The sequence below is a fragment of the Paenibacillus marchantiae genome, from assembly GCF_028771845.1.
Lineage (GTDB): Bacteria > Bacillota > Bacilli > Paenibacillales > Paenibacillaceae > Paenibacillus > Paenibacillus marchantiae.
The window spans coordinates 5351300-5369410 of sequence record NZ_CP118270.1 but is presented as its reverse complement, the minus strand read 5'-3'; the positions used below and the strand labels follow the sequence as shown (position 1 = coordinate 5369410).

General features: G+C 44.6%; 17 protein-coding genes, 1 pseudogene and 1 riboswitch. Of the genes and pseudogenes, 13 read left to right on the top strand and 5 right to left on the bottom strand.

Annotated elements, in window-relative coordinates; genetic code table 11:
- Nucleotides 1-25 precede the first annotated feature (25 nt).
- On the top strand, nucleotides 26-1732 hold the full coding sequence (locus tag PTQ21_RS24060; RefSeq protein WP_274567414.1) for a right-handed parallel beta-helix repeat-containing protein: 1707 nt from the start codon (nucleotides 26-28) through the stop codon (nucleotides 1730-1732).
- 90 nt (nucleotides 1733-1822) lie between these two features.
- Here PTQ21_RS24060 and PTQ21_RS24055 read toward each other — a convergent pair whose 3' ends face one another.
- Nucleotides 1823-3574 carry an alpha-glycosidase gene (locus PTQ21_RS24055; protein WP_063562815.1) on the bottom strand — a complete coding sequence of 584 codons (1752 nt, stop codon included), beginning with the start codon at nucleotides 3572-3574 and terminating at the stop codon, nucleotides 1823-1825.
- Between the two features lie 244 nt (nucleotides 3575-3818).
- The gene (locus PTQ21_RS24050) at nucleotides 3819-4994 is read right to left on the bottom strand and encodes a M20 family metallopeptidase (protein WP_063562814.1); all 1176 of its coding nucleotides are present in this window, start codon (nucleotides 4992-4994) and stop codon (nucleotides 3819-3821) included.
- 181 nt (nucleotides 4995-5175) lie between these two features.
- Between PTQ21_RS24050 and PTQ21_RS24045 the strand changes: the two genes are divergently transcribed.
- The 3 genes from PTQ21_RS24045 (at nucleotide 5176) to PTQ21_RS24035 (ending at nucleotide 8501) form a co-directional block, all read left to right on the top strand.
- Nucleotides 5176-6639 (top strand): ABC transporter substrate-binding protein/permease, encoded by a 1464-nt coding sequence (locus PTQ21_RS24045; RefSeq protein ID WP_083584624.1) that lies wholly within the window; start codon nucleotides 5176-5178, stop codon nucleotides 6637-6639.
- Nucleotides 6626-7348, top strand: a complete 723-nt coding sequence (locus tag PTQ21_RS24040) for an amino acid ABC transporter ATP-binding protein (protein WP_063562813.1) — start codon at nucleotides 6626-6628, stop codon at nucleotides 7346-7348. The genes PTQ21_RS24045 and PTQ21_RS24040 overlap by 14 nt, the downstream gene beginning before the upstream one ends.
- A 285-nt stretch (nucleotides 7349-7633) precedes the next feature.
- Nucleotides 7634-7830, top strand: a riboswitch (cyclic di-AMP (ydaO/yuaA leader).
- Between the two features lie 2 nt (nucleotides 7831-7832).
- Nucleotides 7833-8501 (top strand): 3D domain-containing protein, encoded by a 669-nt coding sequence (locus tag PTQ21_RS24035; protein ID WP_063562812.1) that lies wholly within the window; start codon nucleotides 7833-7835, stop codon nucleotides 8499-8501.
- A 132-nt stretch (nucleotides 8502-8633) separates the two neighbouring features.
- Here PTQ21_RS24035 and PTQ21_RS24030 read toward each other — a convergent pair whose 3' ends face one another.
- Nucleotides 8634-9422 (bottom strand): polysaccharide deacetylase family protein, encoded by a 789-nt coding sequence (locus tag PTQ21_RS24030; RefSeq protein WP_072733275.1) that lies wholly within the window; start codon nucleotides 9420-9422, stop codon nucleotides 8634-8636.
- 149 nt (nucleotides 9423-9571) lie between these two features.
- Here PTQ21_RS24030 and lpdD point away from each other — a divergent pair, with 149 nt between their 5' ends.
- The 5 genes from lpdD (at nucleotide 9572) to PTQ21_RS24005 (ending at nucleotide 12502) form a co-directional block, all read left to right on the top strand.
- Complete coding sequence (gene lpdD, locus PTQ21_RS24025; RefSeq protein WP_072733274.1) at nucleotides 9572-9916, top strand: prenylated flavin chaperone LpdD; 345 nt, start codon at nucleotides 9572-9574, stop codon at nucleotides 9914-9916.
- A 129-nt stretch (nucleotides 9917-10045) separates the two neighbouring features.
- The gene (locus PTQ21_RS24020) at nucleotides 10046-10717 is read left to right on the top strand and encodes a PspA/IM30 family protein (protein ID WP_024634017.1); all 672 of its coding nucleotides are present in this window, start codon (nucleotides 10046-10048) and stop codon (nucleotides 10715-10717) included.
- A 95-nt stretch (nucleotides 10718-10812) separates the two neighbouring features.
- A complete protein-coding gene (locus PTQ21_RS24015) occupies nucleotides 10813-11214 on the top strand; it encodes a DUF350 domain-containing protein (protein ID WP_063562809.1) in 402 nt (133 codons plus the stop codon).
- A 23-nt stretch (nucleotides 11215-11237) separates the two neighbouring features.
- Nucleotides 11238-11744 carry a DUF4178 domain-containing protein gene (locus tag PTQ21_RS24010; protein WP_063562808.1) on the top strand — a complete coding sequence of 169 codons (507 nt, stop codon included), beginning with the start codon at nucleotides 11238-11240 and terminating at the stop codon, nucleotides 11742-11744.
- 11 nt (nucleotides 11745-11755) lie between these two features.
- Entirely contained in the window at nucleotides 11756-12502 is a 747-nt protein-coding gene (locus PTQ21_RS24005; RefSeq protein WP_274567411.1) for a DUF4247 domain-containing protein, read from the top strand.
- Nucleotides 12503-12615: 113 nt separating this feature from the next.
- On the opposite strand, the gene PTQ21_RS24000 is transcribed toward PTQ21_RS24005, so the two are convergent.
- Nucleotides 12616-12906, bottom strand: a complete 291-nt coding sequence (locus tag PTQ21_RS24000; RefSeq protein ID WP_079693907.1) for a restriction endonuclease — start codon at nucleotides 12904-12906, stop codon at nucleotides 12616-12618.
- Between the two features lie 172 nt (nucleotides 12907-13078).
- Here PTQ21_RS24000 and PTQ21_RS23995 point away from each other — a divergent pair.
- Nucleotides 13079-14348 (top strand): annotated as a pseudogene (locus PTQ21_RS23995) (molybdopterin molybdotransferase MoeA).
- Nucleotides 14349-14355: 7 nt separating this feature from the next.
- Nucleotides 14356-14901, top strand: a complete 546-nt coding sequence (gene mobB, locus PTQ21_RS23990; RefSeq protein WP_274567410.1) for a molybdopterin-guanine dinucleotide biosynthesis protein B — start codon at nucleotides 14356-14358, stop codon at nucleotides 14899-14901.
- 203 nt (nucleotides 14902-15104) lie between these two features.
- Here the strand turns inward: mobB and xerS are convergent, their stop codons facing one another.
- Nucleotides 15105-16211 (bottom strand): tyrosine recombinase XerS, encoded by a 1107-nt coding sequence (xerS, locus tag PTQ21_RS23985; RefSeq protein ID WP_063562805.1) that lies wholly within the window; start codon nucleotides 16209-16211, stop codon nucleotides 15105-15107.
- Between the two features lie 159 nt (nucleotides 16212-16370).
- Here xerS and PTQ21_RS23980 point away from each other — a divergent pair, with 159 nt between their 5' ends.
- A complete protein-coding gene (locus PTQ21_RS23980) occupies nucleotides 16371-16859 on the top strand; it encodes a GNAT family N-acetyltransferase (RefSeq protein WP_079693905.1) in 489 nt (162 codons plus the stop codon).
- Nucleotides 16860-17012: 153 nt separating this feature from the next.
- A complete protein-coding gene (locus PTQ21_RS23975) occupies nucleotides 17013-17906 on the top strand; it encodes an aldo/keto reductase (protein WP_072733269.1) in 894 nt (297 codons plus the stop codon).
- The last annotated feature ends 205 nt before the right edge of the window (nucleotides 17907-18111 follow it).

Below are 18111 nucleotides of genomic sequence, written 5' to 3'. Positions count from 1 at the left end.
ATCATAAGGAGGAGGCGAATTTAAAATGAACAACTACATTAATTTTACCTCTACTTACAATCCTAATTTGCAGGCTTTAAGCAGTACCGACGGGTATAATGCCGTTAAAATGAATGAAATGTTTGGCCAGATCATGGGGAATATCGCCGCTGTGCAATCCACGCTGACGGGCAGCCTTATTGATGTGAGGAGTTTTGCTCCGGGAGATGGAAGCGATCAGACAGCCCAGATCAAAGCTTTTTTTGACTCGGCACAGGATGGTGATGTTTTATTATTTACGTCAGGGCACTATAAAGTTGTTAAGGTGGGCTGGTTCTATACGTTTAGTGGAAGATCTGTCATCATCAAGGCGTTGCCAGGAGCAATATTGGAGGTTTCGGATCAGGGAATCCGAATTGAAGGAAGCAATCATGTAGAGATTAGTGGCGTGACTTTGGTTCGTACGACTCAAGCAGCTTGGAGTAAAAACAAGACAGGTTTATACATCGAGAATTCAAGCAATGTATTGTTGCAAAATAACGATATTAGTAAATTTACCGATGGCATTGGAGTCAATGGTTCCAGCAGTCAAGACAATCCCGCCCGAAATGTCGTGATAAGAAACAATAAACTTCATCACTTGGGAGAAGAACCGATTGCAGTTCGGAGTCATTTGGTTTTTGTGGTGATTCGTGAGAATGACTGTTACCGATATCTTGGGGATGGCATTCTGGTCAAGGGAACATGGCATGTTTCGATCACCGATAACTTTCTGCACACTCCTGTATTATCCAGTGATCCAGATTATGCTGCTTTTTCAGGCGGACAACAAGTGAGTAATATGCCTTCAGTCGGCGGCGGGATTACCTGTAACAATGAGGGAGGCGAGACTGGAGCCAAAAATCTGCATATACATGGAAACAGCCTGAATGGAACAGCATTTGGCGTGGGGCTTATCGGTTTCCAAGGAGCCTTTGTAACCTCCAATGTCTTTAAGGATATCAAAATCACTTCTGTCATTTCGGTATCTTTCTTTCCCTCCCGATACAATCCCAACGGTCTGAGCAACCATTTGTTTGTAATCCAGGGCAACCTGATCGACACCATTTTAAGACCAAGTGCTACTGCTGCGATTGAAGCGAAAACCAGTGCAGGTGCAGAAGGCATGGACATCGGAATTATATCTGACAACATCATCATTCCAAGAGGAAAACACTGGGGAATTGTCGCGGATGGTCATATTATCGTAAAAGGTAATTACATTGCCCAAGCGGGCATAGCCATGGATATTGCCAATGGAGTGATTGCATCAAGCAACATCATTGAGCCTGGCTTTGAGACGACCAATCCTGACCGAATGGTCAGTTTGCATAATGATTGTACCTTTTCTCATAATTCAGTTGCAGGAAAAGGTACATGTATACAATTACGTGGCTCGAACAATATCATAACTGGAAATCGTTTAAAATATGAGGGGACATGGTGGGCAGTGCATCTGGATATTGTTAATAATACGGTGGAGGGAAACATCATAAGAGATAACATGCTGATGGTTGCGGCAAGTGCGACGGGACGTTATCTCTTTGGCGCAAGTCCCTTTACAAATGGGAAAAACGTAGTGGTTGATCTGGTTAAAGATAATAATGGAACGTTATATCAATTAGTAAATGAAATTGTCATGCTTGGTCCGAATTCTACACGATGGAGAATAACTATAGATGCAAAAGGGGATTTAAAAACGACGAAGTTATAGCTTTAGTTCAGTTTTTCGTTAGAAAACTCCTGAAGTATCCAATGATTATTAAAGAGTTATTCAATATTTCAGGAGTTTTCTGGAAATTAGTTAACTCGGTTCCAATTGTCTATACAAAATACGGTATCCGTAAGGATCAAGTTTAATATTCATCATTCCATTGGTGGGAACAACAGCATCTTCAGTTAGTGCATCCTTCCAGTCCTTGGTTTCCATCGGATGTGACAGGGTACGTTCTTGCGGAGTATTGTTCATCCACACTGTGAAGTGAAGAGTGTCATCCATACGTTCATAAATGATGCATGGATCATTGTGATCCGCCTTCAAAAAACGGAAGCGACCTTTACGCAGAGCTTCATTACTTTTCCGCAAATCAATCATCAGGCGGTAGAAGTCATAAAGCTCCTGATCTTGCTTGGCAGGATCCCATTGCATGCATTTACGGCAATCCGGGTCACTCTCTCCGCGTATACCAACCTCATCCCCATAGAATATACAGGGTGTACCAATATAAGTGAAAAGAAACACAACCGACAATTTTAATCTGCGTTTGTCTTCTCCAGCCCGAGTAAGCAGACGTGGGGTATCATGACTGCACAGCATGTTGAAGATGACTTCATTCGTCTGTTGCGGGTAACGCATAATGAGTGATCCCATCTCGTTAGCGAAGTTATAACCATCCATAGAACCACAGAAGAACTCAAGCACCTTGTCAGCAAAAGGGTAGTTCATCACGGAATCAAATTGATCTCCCATGAGCCAGGTCAGGGAATCACTCCATACTTCGCCTACAATATAGGCTTCCGGATTGGCGGTTTTGACCACTTTGCGGAAATCGCGCCAAAAATGGTTATCCACTTCATTCGCAACATCCAGTCGCCAACCGTCGAGTTTGATCTCCTTGATCCAATATTCAGCCACATCAAGCAAATAGTCTTTTACTTCGGGATTGGCCGTGTTGAACTTCGGCATATTGCCATAAAACCCAAAGGTATCGTAGGTTGGGATACCATCCTTAATCTGCACCGGATATTCATTGATATGAAACCAGTCTGCATATTTGGAGTTTTTTCCATTCTTCAGGACATCCTGAAAAGGAGGGAAGTCTTCGCTGCAATGGTTAAAAACCGCGTCAAGCATGACACGGATTCCACGGCGATGACATTGTTCTGCTACTTTTTTAAGCATTTCATTGTCCCCGAAATGAGGATCTACTTTTTTATAATCAACGGTATCGTATTTATGGTAGGAGTTTGCTTGGAACAGCGGGGTAAAGTAAATGGCATTAACACCGAGTTTAGTCAGATCGTCCAGGTGATTGAGCACACCTTGCAGGTCTCCGCCAAAGTAGTTATCCAGTTCAGGTCGGCCACCCCATTCCTGGGTTCCTTCAGGGTTCAGGTCGGGATTCCCATTAGCAAACCTTTCGGTCATGATTTGGTAGAACACGGCTTCTTTGGCCCATTCGGGAACCTTAAATACATCGATTTCATGAATGTAGGAAAATTCATAATATCCTCCTGTAGGGTAAGGGGGAGCATAATGGATTCCGTTATCAGCCAGATATATATTTTCGGTACCGGCGGTGATACGGAAGATGTAAGTCAGACGCTTGAATTTGGGCTTAACTGCCGTTTCCCAATAATCAAACATACTGTCAGAAGCCGCTTTCTCCAATTGAATTTCCTTATAGGTTCCATTCCAATCGTATTTATCACCAGTCAGTGCAGTCACATATTGTACATCGTCTCTCTTCGTTCGTACACGCAGGTGAATCGTCGAGGGATTATAAGCATAAGCCCATTTATCGCGGGGAACGTGGTACATCGCTTCGAGCAGCATGACAACACCTCCTGAACTTAAGATAAAGTTATAGCTATAAATAACCAAGTTAGACAGCATGTGAACCATAAGTACAGCCGCTAAATGTAAAAATTTCAACATTTTTCAACGTTTTCTTTTCACAGCATTTCCAGCTTGTGTCCGTATATACGTATTTATGATAACAAAAAGGGCGCTCCTTAAGACCCCAAATGCAGGTCCTGCAGAACACCCTACTGTTAAGACGCAGCATTTTGCGAAAAACTTAGCGACTTGCTTGCTTAAACTCTGTTTGAATGGTTTGCAGCAATTCAGGCTGTGTAAGAACATCATAAGCAGTTGCAGCAAGTGCCTTGGCTCCAAGGATCATACCATCCAGGGCCCGTTCCTGAAGCGCCAGATCACGGAATTCAATGGAATGAAGCGTATGAACTTCGTCCACAACACGGATATAAGGATGGATCGCAGGACAACGCAAGGATACGTTACCAATATCCATAGAACCATGGTCGTTCCCACTCACGATCTCCTCTTGAGAAATGCCGAGTTCAAGCAGATTAGTACTAAAAGCAGCAGATAATGATTCATTCGTGACCATCTCATCATAGGAAGTCTCATAATTAGATGTAACAAGCCGGCATCCGGTTTGCAGAGCAGAACCTTCCGCGATCTGAATTACGCGTTGAGTGAGAATATTCAACTCTTTTCTCGTCGAGGCACGTACATAGAATTGGGCTGAAGCATAGTCAGGAATAATATTGGCTGCCTGTCCTCCGCTATTGATAACACCGTGAATACGAACCGTGCTTTTCACTTGTTGTCGGAACGCATTAATGCCATTAAATGTCTGGATCACCGCATCTAGGGCATTAATGCCTTCATGTGGACTTGCAGCAGCATGTGAAGATTTCCCATGGAATTCAAATTGTACGGCATCAATAGCCAAGGAGCTTCCAGATTTCTCATAGGCGTAGTAAGGGTGAGCCATTAGCGCGACATCACAGTCATCAAATAAACCTGCTTCAGCCATAGGAACTTTAGCGCCACGCGTTTCTTCCGCTGGTGTACCGAATACTTTTAATGTTCCGCCCACTTCATCCAGTATGGACTTCAGACCTACCGCAGCTCCGAGGCTCATCATGCAGATTAGATGGTGTCCACAAGCATGACCGATTTCCGGAAGTGCGTCGTATTCACATAACAGGGCAATAGTCGGACCTGGTTTGGATGCAGCATACGTACCGATGAATGCGGTATCTAAGCCAAGAACAGGAGCTTCTACGGAAAAACCGTGGTAGGCAAGTTCTTCTTTTAACCGAGCAGAGGCGAGGTATTCTTCGTTACCAAGTTCCGGATTGGCACCAATGTATGATGAAATCTCTTTAAAACGGGAAGCATATTGATCAATTACAGTTAAAATTTGTGTTTTGGTATGTGTCATGGTGGACTCCTTAAGCAAAAATGAAAATAATTCAATAATTATATCATAGTTGCGGTTATTTTTCAGAAACTAGTCAGGATTTGTAATGTCGAAATTCATTGCATAATCATGCATTCTACTTTATAATGACTCAGGCATCAACAACAGAAAGCATACAAAGTATTATAAGGGGAGAACAGGGTTGAAATTGATTAGTCGTTACACCATGATGCTGCTAGCTCTTGTGGTCTTGCTTACTACGGTTGCACCTGTTGCGTTGGCAACGGGAACTACAAGCAATTCAGGCAGTAAAAAGCTGGTGCTCGGTACAAGTGCCGATTTTGCACCATATGAATTCCATAAAGTGATTGATGGTAAAGACCAAATTGTCGGATTTGATATTTCGATTGCTAAAGAAATTGCTGCCGATCTTGGCGCAGAACTTGTAATAGAGGATATGGGTTTTGACGGACTTCTTCCTGCGTTGCAGAGTGGTCGTGTGGATATGGTCATCTCGGGAATGACGCCAACAGATGATCGTAGACAAAGCATTGACTTCTCCGATACCTATTATAAATCAAAGCAAGTCATTATGATTCGCAATGCGGATAAAGATAAATATCCAACCATGGCGGAGTTGGAAAATGAAAAGATTGGAGTTCAAAAAGGCTCCATTCAGGAAACGATTGGCCAGGGAATCCCAGGCGCAAAACTGACAGCACTTGATAAAATATCTGATATCGTGCTGCAATTGCAGACCAATCGTGTAAATGCTGCGATCGTTGAAGATACGGTGGCTGCCGGTTATCTGGATGATGTGATTGGATTAGCACCGGCTATTCCGGATGAGGAGCAGGCCGAAGCGGCAATCGGGATTCGTAAGGGCAATACGGAATTGCTGAATGCAGTGAACGGAACGCTCGAACGTCTGAAAAGCGAAAATAAAATCGATCAGTTGGTTACCGAGGCAAGCCAGTTGATGGCAGACAAGGTGAAAAAAGATCAAAACATTTTTCAAGTGTTCTGGGAATACAAAAGCTTTTATGCAACAGGCGTAGGTTACACCCTTTTACTGTCTGCACTCGGTGTAATATTCGGGGTAATTATCGGTTTGATCATCTGTCTGTTACGTCTGCATGACGTTTCAATTCTGCGTTGGATCGGAACAGCTTACGTTGAAGTTATTCGTGGTACACCAATGCTGGTTCAGTTGATGATTATCTATTACGGTCTTGCTCTAACGTTGGGGATTAATTTCACGCCGCTTCAGGCGGGGATTATCACACTATCCATTAATAGTGGTGCCTATCTTGCCGAGATTTTCCGCGCTGGTATACAGGGTGTGGATCGAGGCCAGTTGGAAGCAGCTCGTTCCCTGGGAATGGGTAGAGGTGCGGCAATGCGCTTCATTGTGCTTCCACAAGCGTTCAAAGCGGTGTTGCCGGCGATCGGTAATGAATTCGTGACCATTATCAAGGAATCCTCCATCATCTCGGTTATTGGTATGGTGGACATTATGTACCAGGCAAGTGTAGTCAAAAACATTACGTACCAAGGAATGAATCCATTCCTGATTGCAGCGGCCATTTACTTTGTGCTGACGTTCATTTTGTCCAAGCTGCTGGGTCGACTGGAAAGGAAGTTGAGTGCAAGTGATAGACGTTAGACAATTACACAAATCATATGGAAATAACGATGTGCTCAAGGGCATTAACGTAACAATTGGCAAAGGCGAGGTTGTCGTGGTCATCGGTCCGTCCGGATCGGGAAAAAGTACCTTTTTGCGCTGCCTAAACCTGCTGGAGCAGCCAACTTCCGGCGAAATTAATTTTGAAGGAGTTTCGATCACTGACCCTAAACACAACATTAATGCAACTCGTGAAAAAATGGGGATGGTATTCCAGCATTTCAATCTGTTCCCGCACAAAACGGTGCAGCAGAACATTACGATTGCTCCCATTAAAGTGAAAAAACAATCTGCACAGGAAGCGGAACAAATCTGCGCAGATTTGCTGAAGACGGTTGGCCTGTCTGACAAAAAAGACACTTATCCTAATCAGCTGTCCGGAGGACAGAAACAACGGATAGCTATTGCAAGAGCGCTTGCGATGCAGCCGCATGTCATGCTGTTTGACGAGCCTACTTCAGCACTGGACCCTGAAATGGTCGGTGAAGTACTGGATGTCATGAAGCGGCTTGCAGAGGGCGGCATGACCATGGTTATTGTAACGCATGAGATGGGCTTCGCACGCGAAGTAGGGGACCGCATCCTGTTCATGGATGGTGGGGTTATTGTAGAAGAAGGAACACCTGCTGAAGTGTTTGGTGAGCCTAAGCATGCACGTACACGTGACTTCCTTGCTAAAGTGCTCTAATACATCCAAGTCATCATTAGGATGAATTGGATGAAAATGCAAAATATATACTGTGGATGAGAATTCTTATTCCCTCATAGATCCCTGTCGGCGACCTGTCGGCAGGGATTGTTTTGTTGCGTGTGAATACGCACGGATTTACATAAAAAGTAACGTTTCTGTCATCAACGATATAAGCTCAAATAGACATTTTTTTGAAAAAGTCGCTTGAATTCAGCAAAAATATTGAAGTGAATTAGCCAGATGGTAACATTTACTACGACTCTTGGTTACAAAGTTGTGATATATTTGTTCCTGCCGAAACTTCCGGAGTTGGGAGTGTGGGGGATGTAACGATGCAGAGTGTGCTTGGGGAAGAATCATTTGCACACGGCTTGGGGTGAATTAGGGCTACATAAATTATTAATGTAATTGAACCTATAGGGTGGTTTCCTCCATCCGAATCCGACAACTAACTTCGCAGGCATAATGAGGGAGGAAGACCATGATTAACAAGAAACGTATAGCCAAAACAGCAACAGCTTTGCTGACAGCAGCAATGCTCATTCAGGCCGTTCCGGCTCATGCTGATTCAGTTCATGTGGCCAAAGAGGGGGATACCTTCTACACCTTATCCAAACAATATGGAGTTGGACTTAACGCTCTTATTAAAGCTAACAATGACATTTCAGCTTACAACATTTATGGTGGTTTGAAAATTACGATCCCTGGTAAAACAACGAACACAGCTTCTGCTGCAGCAGCTAAAACGGAGGCCAAAACGGTAACTGCCGCAAGCCTTGACGTTAATGCAGATAGTAAAGTTGTACAAGCCTGGGGTAAAACGTTTGATTACAGCAAAGCTGTCGACGTCAAAGCAACAGCATACTCCGCAGACGCTTCCGAAAATGGAGGATGGGGTGCCGTGGATTACTTCGGTAATCCGCTTGAATTGGGTACCATTGCAGTAGACCCAAGTATCATTCCATTGGGTACAAAGGTACTGGTGACAGGTCATACACATCCCGGACTGCCAAAACAGGCATTTGTCGCAACGGCTCGTGATGTGGGTAGTGCCATTAAAGGTCACAAGATCGATATCTTTATTCCTGGCAGCAAGCAATCCGTGAGCACATTTGGTATTCAGGATGTTGAACTTTACATTTTGAAATAAAATCAAAGCGTAGCTGCACATCATCATATGTGACTCCAACTAAATCTAAATTAAACAATAAAGGGTGTTCTCCAATCACAATAATGTGATGGAAGAACACCCTTTTGAATATCCAACTTCAGGGATCTTGACCTATTTACCCTTTGGCAGTTCCAGCATTTCGTCCAAAGTCACCAGCTCGTACCCGCGGTTTCGCAATTCCTCGATAACTTCAGGCAACGCCTCGATGGTACCACTCAGCTTCGATCCGACACCGCCTCCTGCATGTTGCAGAACAATGGAACCTGGTTTAACGGCCGACAGGATGTTTTGTTTGACTTCCTCTTTGGAGAGGCCCTTCCAGTCCAGGGAATCGACGTTCCAATTCACAATGCTGTAATGTTGTTTGGCCGCCCATTGCAGCTGTTGCTCATTAATGTCGCCATAAGGTGGACGAATCATTTTGGGCGTGTACCCCGCCAGATTCCGAATAATATCCCCGGTATGTAAGATTTGTTTGCGAAATGCATTCATGGACAGCTTACTGAACTCCGGGTGATTGTAGCTGTGATTGCCAACAATATGCCCTTCCTTTACCATGCGTTTCACTAAATCCGGATGTTTCTCAGCGCGATGTCCCACAATGAAAAACGTAGCCCGCACCTTGTATTTTTTTAGAATATCCAACACCTGCGGGGTGAACCGTGGATCAGGTACGTCATCAAAAGTCAGTGCGACCTTTTTTGTCGAGGGGCCATTTGTTTTGAATGTATCCGCATATTTCTGTCTGAGCTGTCCCAGAGTCAACTGTTCTTCTTCAGAAGAATCAGACTTCGAAGCAGGTTCGGTTTGCGGGCTTGAAGAAGCCCATAACTGAGCAGGAGCGTAACTTCCTCCCAGAAGAATGACCATGATGGATAACATTATGAGGCGTATACGCATGTTAGTGCCTCCTTTTCCCAAATTGCGTTCTCTTTGGTATGCCCGGGGCCATCCGTATTTATGCATAATGTGAGATGTTTCATTGCTGATTTATCAAATCGGAGCCATAATTCCACCATATATATATAGAAAAGGACAGGTGGATCAGGATGAGTACATACGACTTAAATTCCGTTCGTTTACAGGTGATTGAGGCAGGGGAAGACAAGGTGTTTATGGTAACTGGAGGCAGATCACATATTGGAGCAGTAGCGACATTTTATCCGGACCGTGAGCGGGTAAGCGGGGCTACGATGCATATTCCGGGGCATAAAGAGCAAGAGCTGTGTGAAAGGCTCGCACGTAAGGCTGCCCTACATTTAAAAGTAACCGTGACCGTGATTATGGGGATTCACTTTGATGCAATTACGCGCATGCAGATTGATGAGATTGTGCAGACTGCAGAGAAGCTGCTTGATGAAGAGCTGTGCCAAACTAGTCAACTGATTCAATAGTTCGATGGACGCTAAGTAGGCTAAAATCGTTTTTTATGATTTTTTTTGTTAAAATTGAAACGAGTAGAACATTGCCACGTATGTATGTTTATATACAAGGATGAACTATCGACTAGGAGGAATACCATAATGTCCATTTTCAAACGATTGCGCGATTTAACGATGTCTAACATTAACTCTATTATTGACAAGGCAGAAGATCCGATCAAGATGACGGATCAATATATCCGAGATATGCAGGAAGATCTGGAAGATGCGGAGAAAGCTGTTGCTGCACAGATCGCTATTGAGAAGAAATTCAAGCAGCTGTTCGAAGAACAGGAAGCTCTCGTGAAGAAACGTGAGGAGCAAGCACATACAGCAGCGCGTGCACAGAATATGGATTTGGCTCGTCGGGCACTGGAAGAGAAAAAAGTGGCTGAAGAGAAGATGGCTGAATACAAAACAAGCTATGATCAAAACAAGGCTTCTGCCGATAACCTTCGTGGCAAGCTGGACGAAATGCGCAAACAGTTGACCCAAATGAAAAATAAACGTGAAACATTGGTTGCGCGCTACAACGCTGCAAAAGCTCAAACCGAAATCAACAAGGCGCTGAACGGATTTGGCTCCGATACTGCAAGTGCCGGCATGAAGCGTATGGAAGAAAAAATGATGCAGATGGAAGCTCAGGCTGAAGCTAGCAATGAGATGTCGTCCAAAGGAAAATCGCTGGATGATGAGTTCGAGAAGCTGGGCAAGGATCAGGCTGTTGAGGATGAACTGGCAGCATTGATGAAGCAATACGAAAATAAGAACTAAACCTTGTAAGCAAGCAGGGGCACCAGCGGAGGAGAGACCAGCGTTTCTCCTTCGCTTTTAATTGCGGTTCATGTTGAGATGTGGGGGCTATGTAAATGGATTTGAACATTTTGGCAATGCTGGTCTGGACGTTATCGGGTTCGGTTTTGCTGTTTGTCTTAATGTATGTAGATTCTTTGTTCACGAAGTATAAGGATTTTGCCGAAGTGAAGGCGGGCAATATGGCCGTTACAACACGTATGGTTATGAAGCTGTTTGCTCAGGGATATGTACTCGCCACCTCCATTTCGACAGCGGGTCATCTTGGAGAAGCGTTGTTGGTATCCGTTGTTTCATTTATCATTTTGCTGATTCTGGAGAGTGTGGTTCACTTTATGATTCGGAGATGGGCCAACCTGGATCTGGATACGGGAATACAGCAGGGCAAGACAGGTTATGGTTTGTTCTCAGGTGCACTACATATCGTGGGCGCATTAATTATTGCAGCTTGTTTATAAGATAAAGAACAGGAGTAATGGGTATGAGTGTGTGGAAACGGATTAAAGGGATAATAGCCAAACCTGAACCTCCTAAGGCAGAGAAAACAATGCTTCAGCTGGCACCTGGTGATATCTGTGAGGTTTCGCTGGTCACCTATGAAGTGGTTGGACGGGTACATCATCGAGCGCGGAATGCAGCTGTCCTCACGTTGCAGGATGGTACGGCAATCCGACATTTGCATATTGAAGAACGGGAAATGACCCGGTATGCCCTCTATACACCCATTGATGGCCGTCTTGATGCACCAGACGAGGTGCCTACGTTGCTGGATCTGGATGGACGTGCGTATCATCTGGAGGAAGAATACGGAGGAATGGTAACCACTGCAGGCAGGACACCCTATGGTCAGGCTGGGGAACAATTAGTATGGCAATATCAGTCTGATGATAACATGCTTTTGCGTGTGGAGTGGCAAGACAGAAGATTTACGCTGTATGAGGGTGAGTCCATTCTTCCTGCGGATATCAAAGTGATTCGTTCGAGCTAGGAGAGGTTCCAATGAAAAAGCGCTTGGCACATGGATTAAAATTAATGCTGGTCCTCAGCCTTGTGATGTCGCTGCTGTCCGCGTGCGGAGCACCTTCCGTTCAGGACACATATCCGCTTGAATCGGTCAGCGGCAGTGGTAACACGACATCCTATGTGTACCGAGCTGCCGATCGTACCGTTCCAGAGGTTGCTCAGGAATTATCTGAACAACGGAAGCCGGATCAGATCTCGGCGGAAAATACAGAGCGGATGTTCCTGGTGTATCAGGACCAGTATTATCATTTGCAGCAAGACCCGAATAAAGCGGAAGACACCTTGGTTGAGGTGGATTCCAAGGAATATGTTCGGAAGAATTATGATTCGTCATTTTTGCAAGGTTACTTAACCGCAACATTAATTGGTAATTTGTTTGATTCGTTTGGGGGTAGAGGGTCCGGTACGTATCGTGGTTATACGAACAAGGACACGTACAAACCAAGTGAAGGTTCTTATCGGACACCGACGAGTAAAGACAAAAAGGTTGCTCCACCGATTACCGTTGACCGGAAGGGGTCGATTACCCGCCGTGGCAGCGATAAGGATTCAAGTGTAGGCTCTGGTGGAGGATTATTCAGCCGAAATAAGGAACAAAGCAAAGGCACAATTAATCGTAATAAAAGCAGTGGCGGTCTTGGAGGATTGTTTGATTCACCCAAGAGCTCTTATAAAAAGCCCAAAACGAGGGTTGGCGGTGGCCGAATCATGAGGCGTAGGTAGCACATCTCTTGAATGGGGCCCGCAATATTAAATCATTCGCAGAAGAACAGTGAAAAGGTAAGGTGGAGCGAGCTATGCCACTGAAAATGACCTTGGAGGCTGTTCTTTTTGTTTTACGATTTGCGGACATGATGGGACTTTCGAACACGAGGAATGGTTGTGGCTGGTTGTTTGCGAATCCAGCGGATATAAGGAGCGATGCGCTCATCTTGCCTTAGGGCCTGTATCTCAGTTAAACCTAAGGCTATAATATCGCGATTGGTATACAGAGAATGAATTTGTTTGTGGCAAGGGATACAGAGATCGGCAGTAGGCATGTGCGTTCCGCCCATTTCCTTTGGTGTCAGGTGGTGGACTGTTGTCTCGACAGGCTCCCTTCCACATAATTCGCATCGTTGGTTCATCAAGGTCAGCTCCTTTTCTCTTACATATTATGGTCTGTGTATTCGTCTTTCATGTGAATGGGGGGTAGGAGAGTACTTGTCATGACCTGGCTTTCGGGCTACACTTTTTAATATGAACAAATGACTCAGGGAGGTTCTATCACCATTGAAAATAAATACACATTTAACGGATATGACGACTGCGAAATTTATCCGTAAAGCTATACAGGTGCCGGACGCGCAGGCGAAAGTTGCTGCTCATGTCAGATCGGGTTCAACAGAAAAAGTAACACTTGAACAAGCACATGGTCGAACGCTTGCTGAGACGATTCATGCTCCCCATCCTTACCCATTCTTTCGTCGTTCCGGAATGGATGGGTTCGCGATTCTAAGCTCGGATACGATTGAAGCATCCAGCGAGCAGCAGATTTGGCTCCGTATCATTGATGAAATTCCATGCGGATATACATCGGATCTTACGATTACATCCGGTACAGCTGCTCGGATCCATGACAGGAGCTCAGATACCGGAAGGTGCAGATGCTGTTGTTATGATGGAGATGACTGAAAGCAAAGAAGAGCACGGGGAACAATGGATTGCCCTGAAGCGCCAGATTCAGCCGGAGGCCAACATTACGCCAATTGGATTGGAAGTTCATGAGGGCCAATTGCTGCTTGAAGCAGGAACGATTATTCAGGCAGGTGAACAATCCGTGCTGGCAACATTCGGCGTAGGCCAAGTGCCTGTATACAAACGCCCCAAGGTAGCCATTTTTGCGACAGGTACAGAATTGTTGGAAGTGGACGAGCCGCTGCAACCCGGGCGTATTCGGAACAGTAACAGCTATATGCTTCGTTCTCTGGTCGTTGAAGCGGGGGGCGAGCCGGTTATGTATGGTTCGATTGCAGATGATGTGGATACGGCACGTACGAAGCTTGCAGAAGCGCTTGAACATAATGATATGGTGGTCACAACAGGTGGGGTATCCGTAGGAGATTATGATATTATGGGTGACCTGGTTCGGGAAGGGAATATGGAGATGCTGTTTAACAAAGTGACTATGCGTCCCGGCAGTGTTACGACGGCTGCTGTGGTTAATGACAAGCTGCTATTTGCGCTTTCTGGCAATCCGGGGGCTTGTTTTGTCGGCTTTGGATTGTTTGTTCGGCCAACGATTCGTACGATGCAGGCTGATGCTCATCCATATTTGGAGGAATGGACAGCCATATTGGATGATGACTATACAAAGGTCAACAATTTCACGCGATTTGTACGCGGACGGACAGAGATACGTAACGGAATGGTGTATGCTAAGCCTTCTGCCGCACGTGTGGATGAATCCAGTGTCATGATCACCATTAAAGATAGCGATTGCCTGATCGTTGTTCCACCCGAGAAAAAAGGTATTCCTGCAGGTGAACAGGTTCGAATTCTCAGACTTCCCACAGGTCATGTCAGGTAGGTCATACATGTCTGAAACAAGCAGCACTTCACCACATATCATGCAGATTGTTGGATATAAGAACACAGGCAAAAGCACCTTAATTGCTGCGCTTACGCGGTACCTTACCTCTGCTGGACGAAAAGTGGCTGTAATAAAACATGATGGACATGATCATTTTGAGATGGATCACGAAGGAACCGATTCCTACAGCTTTGCTCAAGCAGGGGCCGATGCAGTCGTTGTCATGTCGGAGAAACGTACTGCACTCATTGAAAGACAAGCGACGCCGCTGGAAGACATGATAAAATATCTGTCAGCGTACGACTGGATTCTCATTGAGGGATACAAACAAGCGCCATACCCCAAATTGGTCATGGTCCGTGAAGAGAAAGACCTCTCTCTATTAGAGACGTTACAGGATGTGGTCGGGATTGTTTCATGGCTGACGCATGACAAGAGTGAATGTATGGAGGAAAGAGAGGGCCTCGTGTGGCATTCTGTCCATGAAACACAGGATATAGCAAGATGGCTGGTTTCGTTTGAGGGTCATGAAGAGAAAAGAAAATTATGACGAAATAATTATTATGTAAACTTGATGATATGAAATGTAAGGAAAAGAGTATGTTTTCATTAATTTTGCGAAGAAATAAATATAAAGAAGCGATCCTCGCAGGACATTCTCCTGAAAGAATCGCTTTTTTTAAGTTACCTTGTAAAGAATCTAACGAATCTAAACGAATCGAATGAATCGGCTTGCTGAGGTGTATAAATAGGCTACATCCCATCGTCTGTGCGACGTTCAATTGCTTCAGACATCGTTTTATCCGTGAGATGCGCGTAAATTTCGGTTGTTTCCGTAGAAGCATGTCCAAGCTGTTCTTTTGTTTTATAGATATCATTTTGCAAATAATAGTCGGTCGCAAAAGAATGGCGTAATTTATGCACTGTCAGATACGGTTTGCCAAATTGTTTGGCGTACTTCATTATCATGGCCTGTATGGCCCGTTTGGTCATCCGACTTCCTTCGGAATCTCCATTGCGAAGAGCGATAAACAAGCCTTTTTCCCGTTTGGGTGTGCGGTAACGTGACTGACGCAGATTGATATAAGTTGCGAGTTCATCCTTGGCTTGTTCTCTAAAATACACGGGCGTCTTAAACGTCTCATCATTATTACCTTTGCGATATACATATAGAAGTTTATTGTTCAGATCCAGATCATCCACGTTCAGGTTCACCACTTCAGATACACGTAAACCCGAATTCAGAATGAGGCTGGCAATACAGGCATCCCGTTCTTTGTTTAGCTCGTGTGAGTAAATCGCCTGTTTGTTCTTTTCCATATCCACGGCATATCCTTCAAGGATGTATCCGATAAACTCCAGTAACTCTTCTTCTTCCAGAAGTTTACCCTTTAGTTTGGCTGCTGTATCTTTGGGTTTATGGGTACGTTTGATCTCAATTTTCGCCATAATGTTTCGTTTCAGCAGGGGGTAGAAATCTTCGTCTTCTGCAATCTGACTTAAATAATGAAAGAGCGAACGCAGAGAAGAAAGTTTACGGGAAACCGTGATTCTGGAGTTGGCTCCTTCACGCTTGGTGGCCAAAAATAATCGATATGATGTCACTGATTCCATTCGAAGGACTTCCAGTTCAAGCAATGTAACTTCCTTATTAGAGCTTGCCTCGGATAATCCTTCTGCGCGTAACCAGCCAAAGAAGGCTTCATAATCTCTTAAATATTCAAGCAAAGTAGAAGGAGATAAGTCGGGTAATTTATAGTCAATGAATTGCTGAACGAACCAAGGCATGGAAGGTAGTTTGTCATCCAGCTTGCGTCGGTCAATCTCTTTTTGCACATTGGTCAAGTTCGGCACCCCCATGATAAAATAATTTCTAAAATATGCTATATCCTATTTTACCATATTTAAATCGTCACAGTCTGTTCTCCGAACCGGAATAAGCAGATTCATGCTTCCTTGCCCTTGGCGGTGTAAAGCTTTAAAGTATGAGTTATAAGTAGAGCAGAGGAGGTGAACCGGATGAATATAAAAATAGAGCTGGTTCCCCGGGAACGCAGTCAGGTGATTCGGCACTTAATGCAATTTTATCTATATGATTTTACTAAATATTTGAATATTGATGTGGATAGTAACGGTGTTTTCCCGGAGTATCCCGGATTGGACGCTTTTTGGTCAGAGGAAGACCGTAAGTTTCCTTTTTTGATTACGAGTGATGAGGCACCCGCCGGGTTTGCATTAGTAGAACGTTGCGAACCAGGCAGCAAAGATAATGACTATTATTTGACCGAGTTTTTTGTAATGCAGAAATACCGGCGTAGTGGAGTGGGTACCCGGGCAGCTTATGAGCTGTTTGAACGTTTTCCGGGAAGGTGGAAAGTAACCCAGGTTCGCAACAATGTCATTGCTCAAGCATTCTGGCGGAAAATCATAGGGGAATACACGGGAGGCCGCTTTCGTGAGAAATTTCATCCTGAACTGGGGAACCCGAGTCAGTTCTTCGTAACCTGATTCAACGGATGTATCCCTGTTGGAGGAAATAAAGTAAGATGAACAAGTGGGTGTAATACCCAACATAAGGGTAATACATACCGAAGACTAATTTGTACTATATGTACTTTCATTATCTGTAACCAAATTCACGAAGCTTGGAGGAAATGATCCATGGAACTGCGTAATTACGGAAACACTGGCATGAAAGTAAGTACACTTGGGTTTGGTGGGGCGGAGATCGGCAAGAACGTATCCAAAGCAGATGTAGAAACATTGCTAAACAGTGCGTTGGATGCAGGGTTAAACGTCATTGACACGGCTGAATGTTATGGGGATAGTGAAGAGTTAATTGGAGATGTGCTATCACATCGCAGAGACGATTATTATTTGTTTACCAAATGTGGACATGCCGCTGGGGTAGATGGCCCAGATTGGGACGCCAAAGTATTAGAGCAAACGATTGACCGTAGCCTTAGAAGACTAAAAACGGAATACGTTGATGTAATTCACCTTCATAGTTGCTCTGAAGAAGTACTTCGGCAAGGAGCAGTCATAGAAGTGCTGCAACGAGCCAAGGAAGCTGGGAAAACAAGATTTATTGGATATAGCGGCGATACGACGGATGCTCTTTATGCGATTCAGACAGGCGTGTTCGACAGCTTGGAAACCTCGCTGAACATAGCCGATCAGGAAGCCATCGATCTGACGTTGCCTGAAGCGAAAAAGAGAAATATGGGTGTTATTGCCAAACGCCCCATTGCCAATGCGGCATGGACGTATGACTCGCTTCCGGAAGAAGCATATGCCTTTGTATATTGGAAACGCTTGAGCGAACTTGGGTATGGTTTTCTGGGCGAAGATGCACAAGCAGCCGTTGAAACCGCATTACGTTTTACGCTCAGTACAGAAGGGGTAGACACGGCGATTGTGGGTACAGCAAAACCTAACCGTTGGCAGCAAAATGCCGATCTTGTCGCCAAGGGAGCTCTGAGTAAGGAGTTATATGACGAGATTAGAGAACGTTGGAAAGAAATTGCGGGAGCTGACTGGACTGGACGAACTTAATTCTTTCAGCTATAAAAATAGCGTGATTATCCTAAAGTCGCCTCAAAGGCGGCTTTTTTTATTCGCAACAACCTTATATTTTCATTATATGAAAAATTCACAACAATAAAAGCGAACTGGCTATCTCCATAGGGAGGGGTGCTTTCGCCAGATTTCCATCCAAGAATTAAGGGGAAATTTAATCGTGTAGCTTAAAACGTTAACT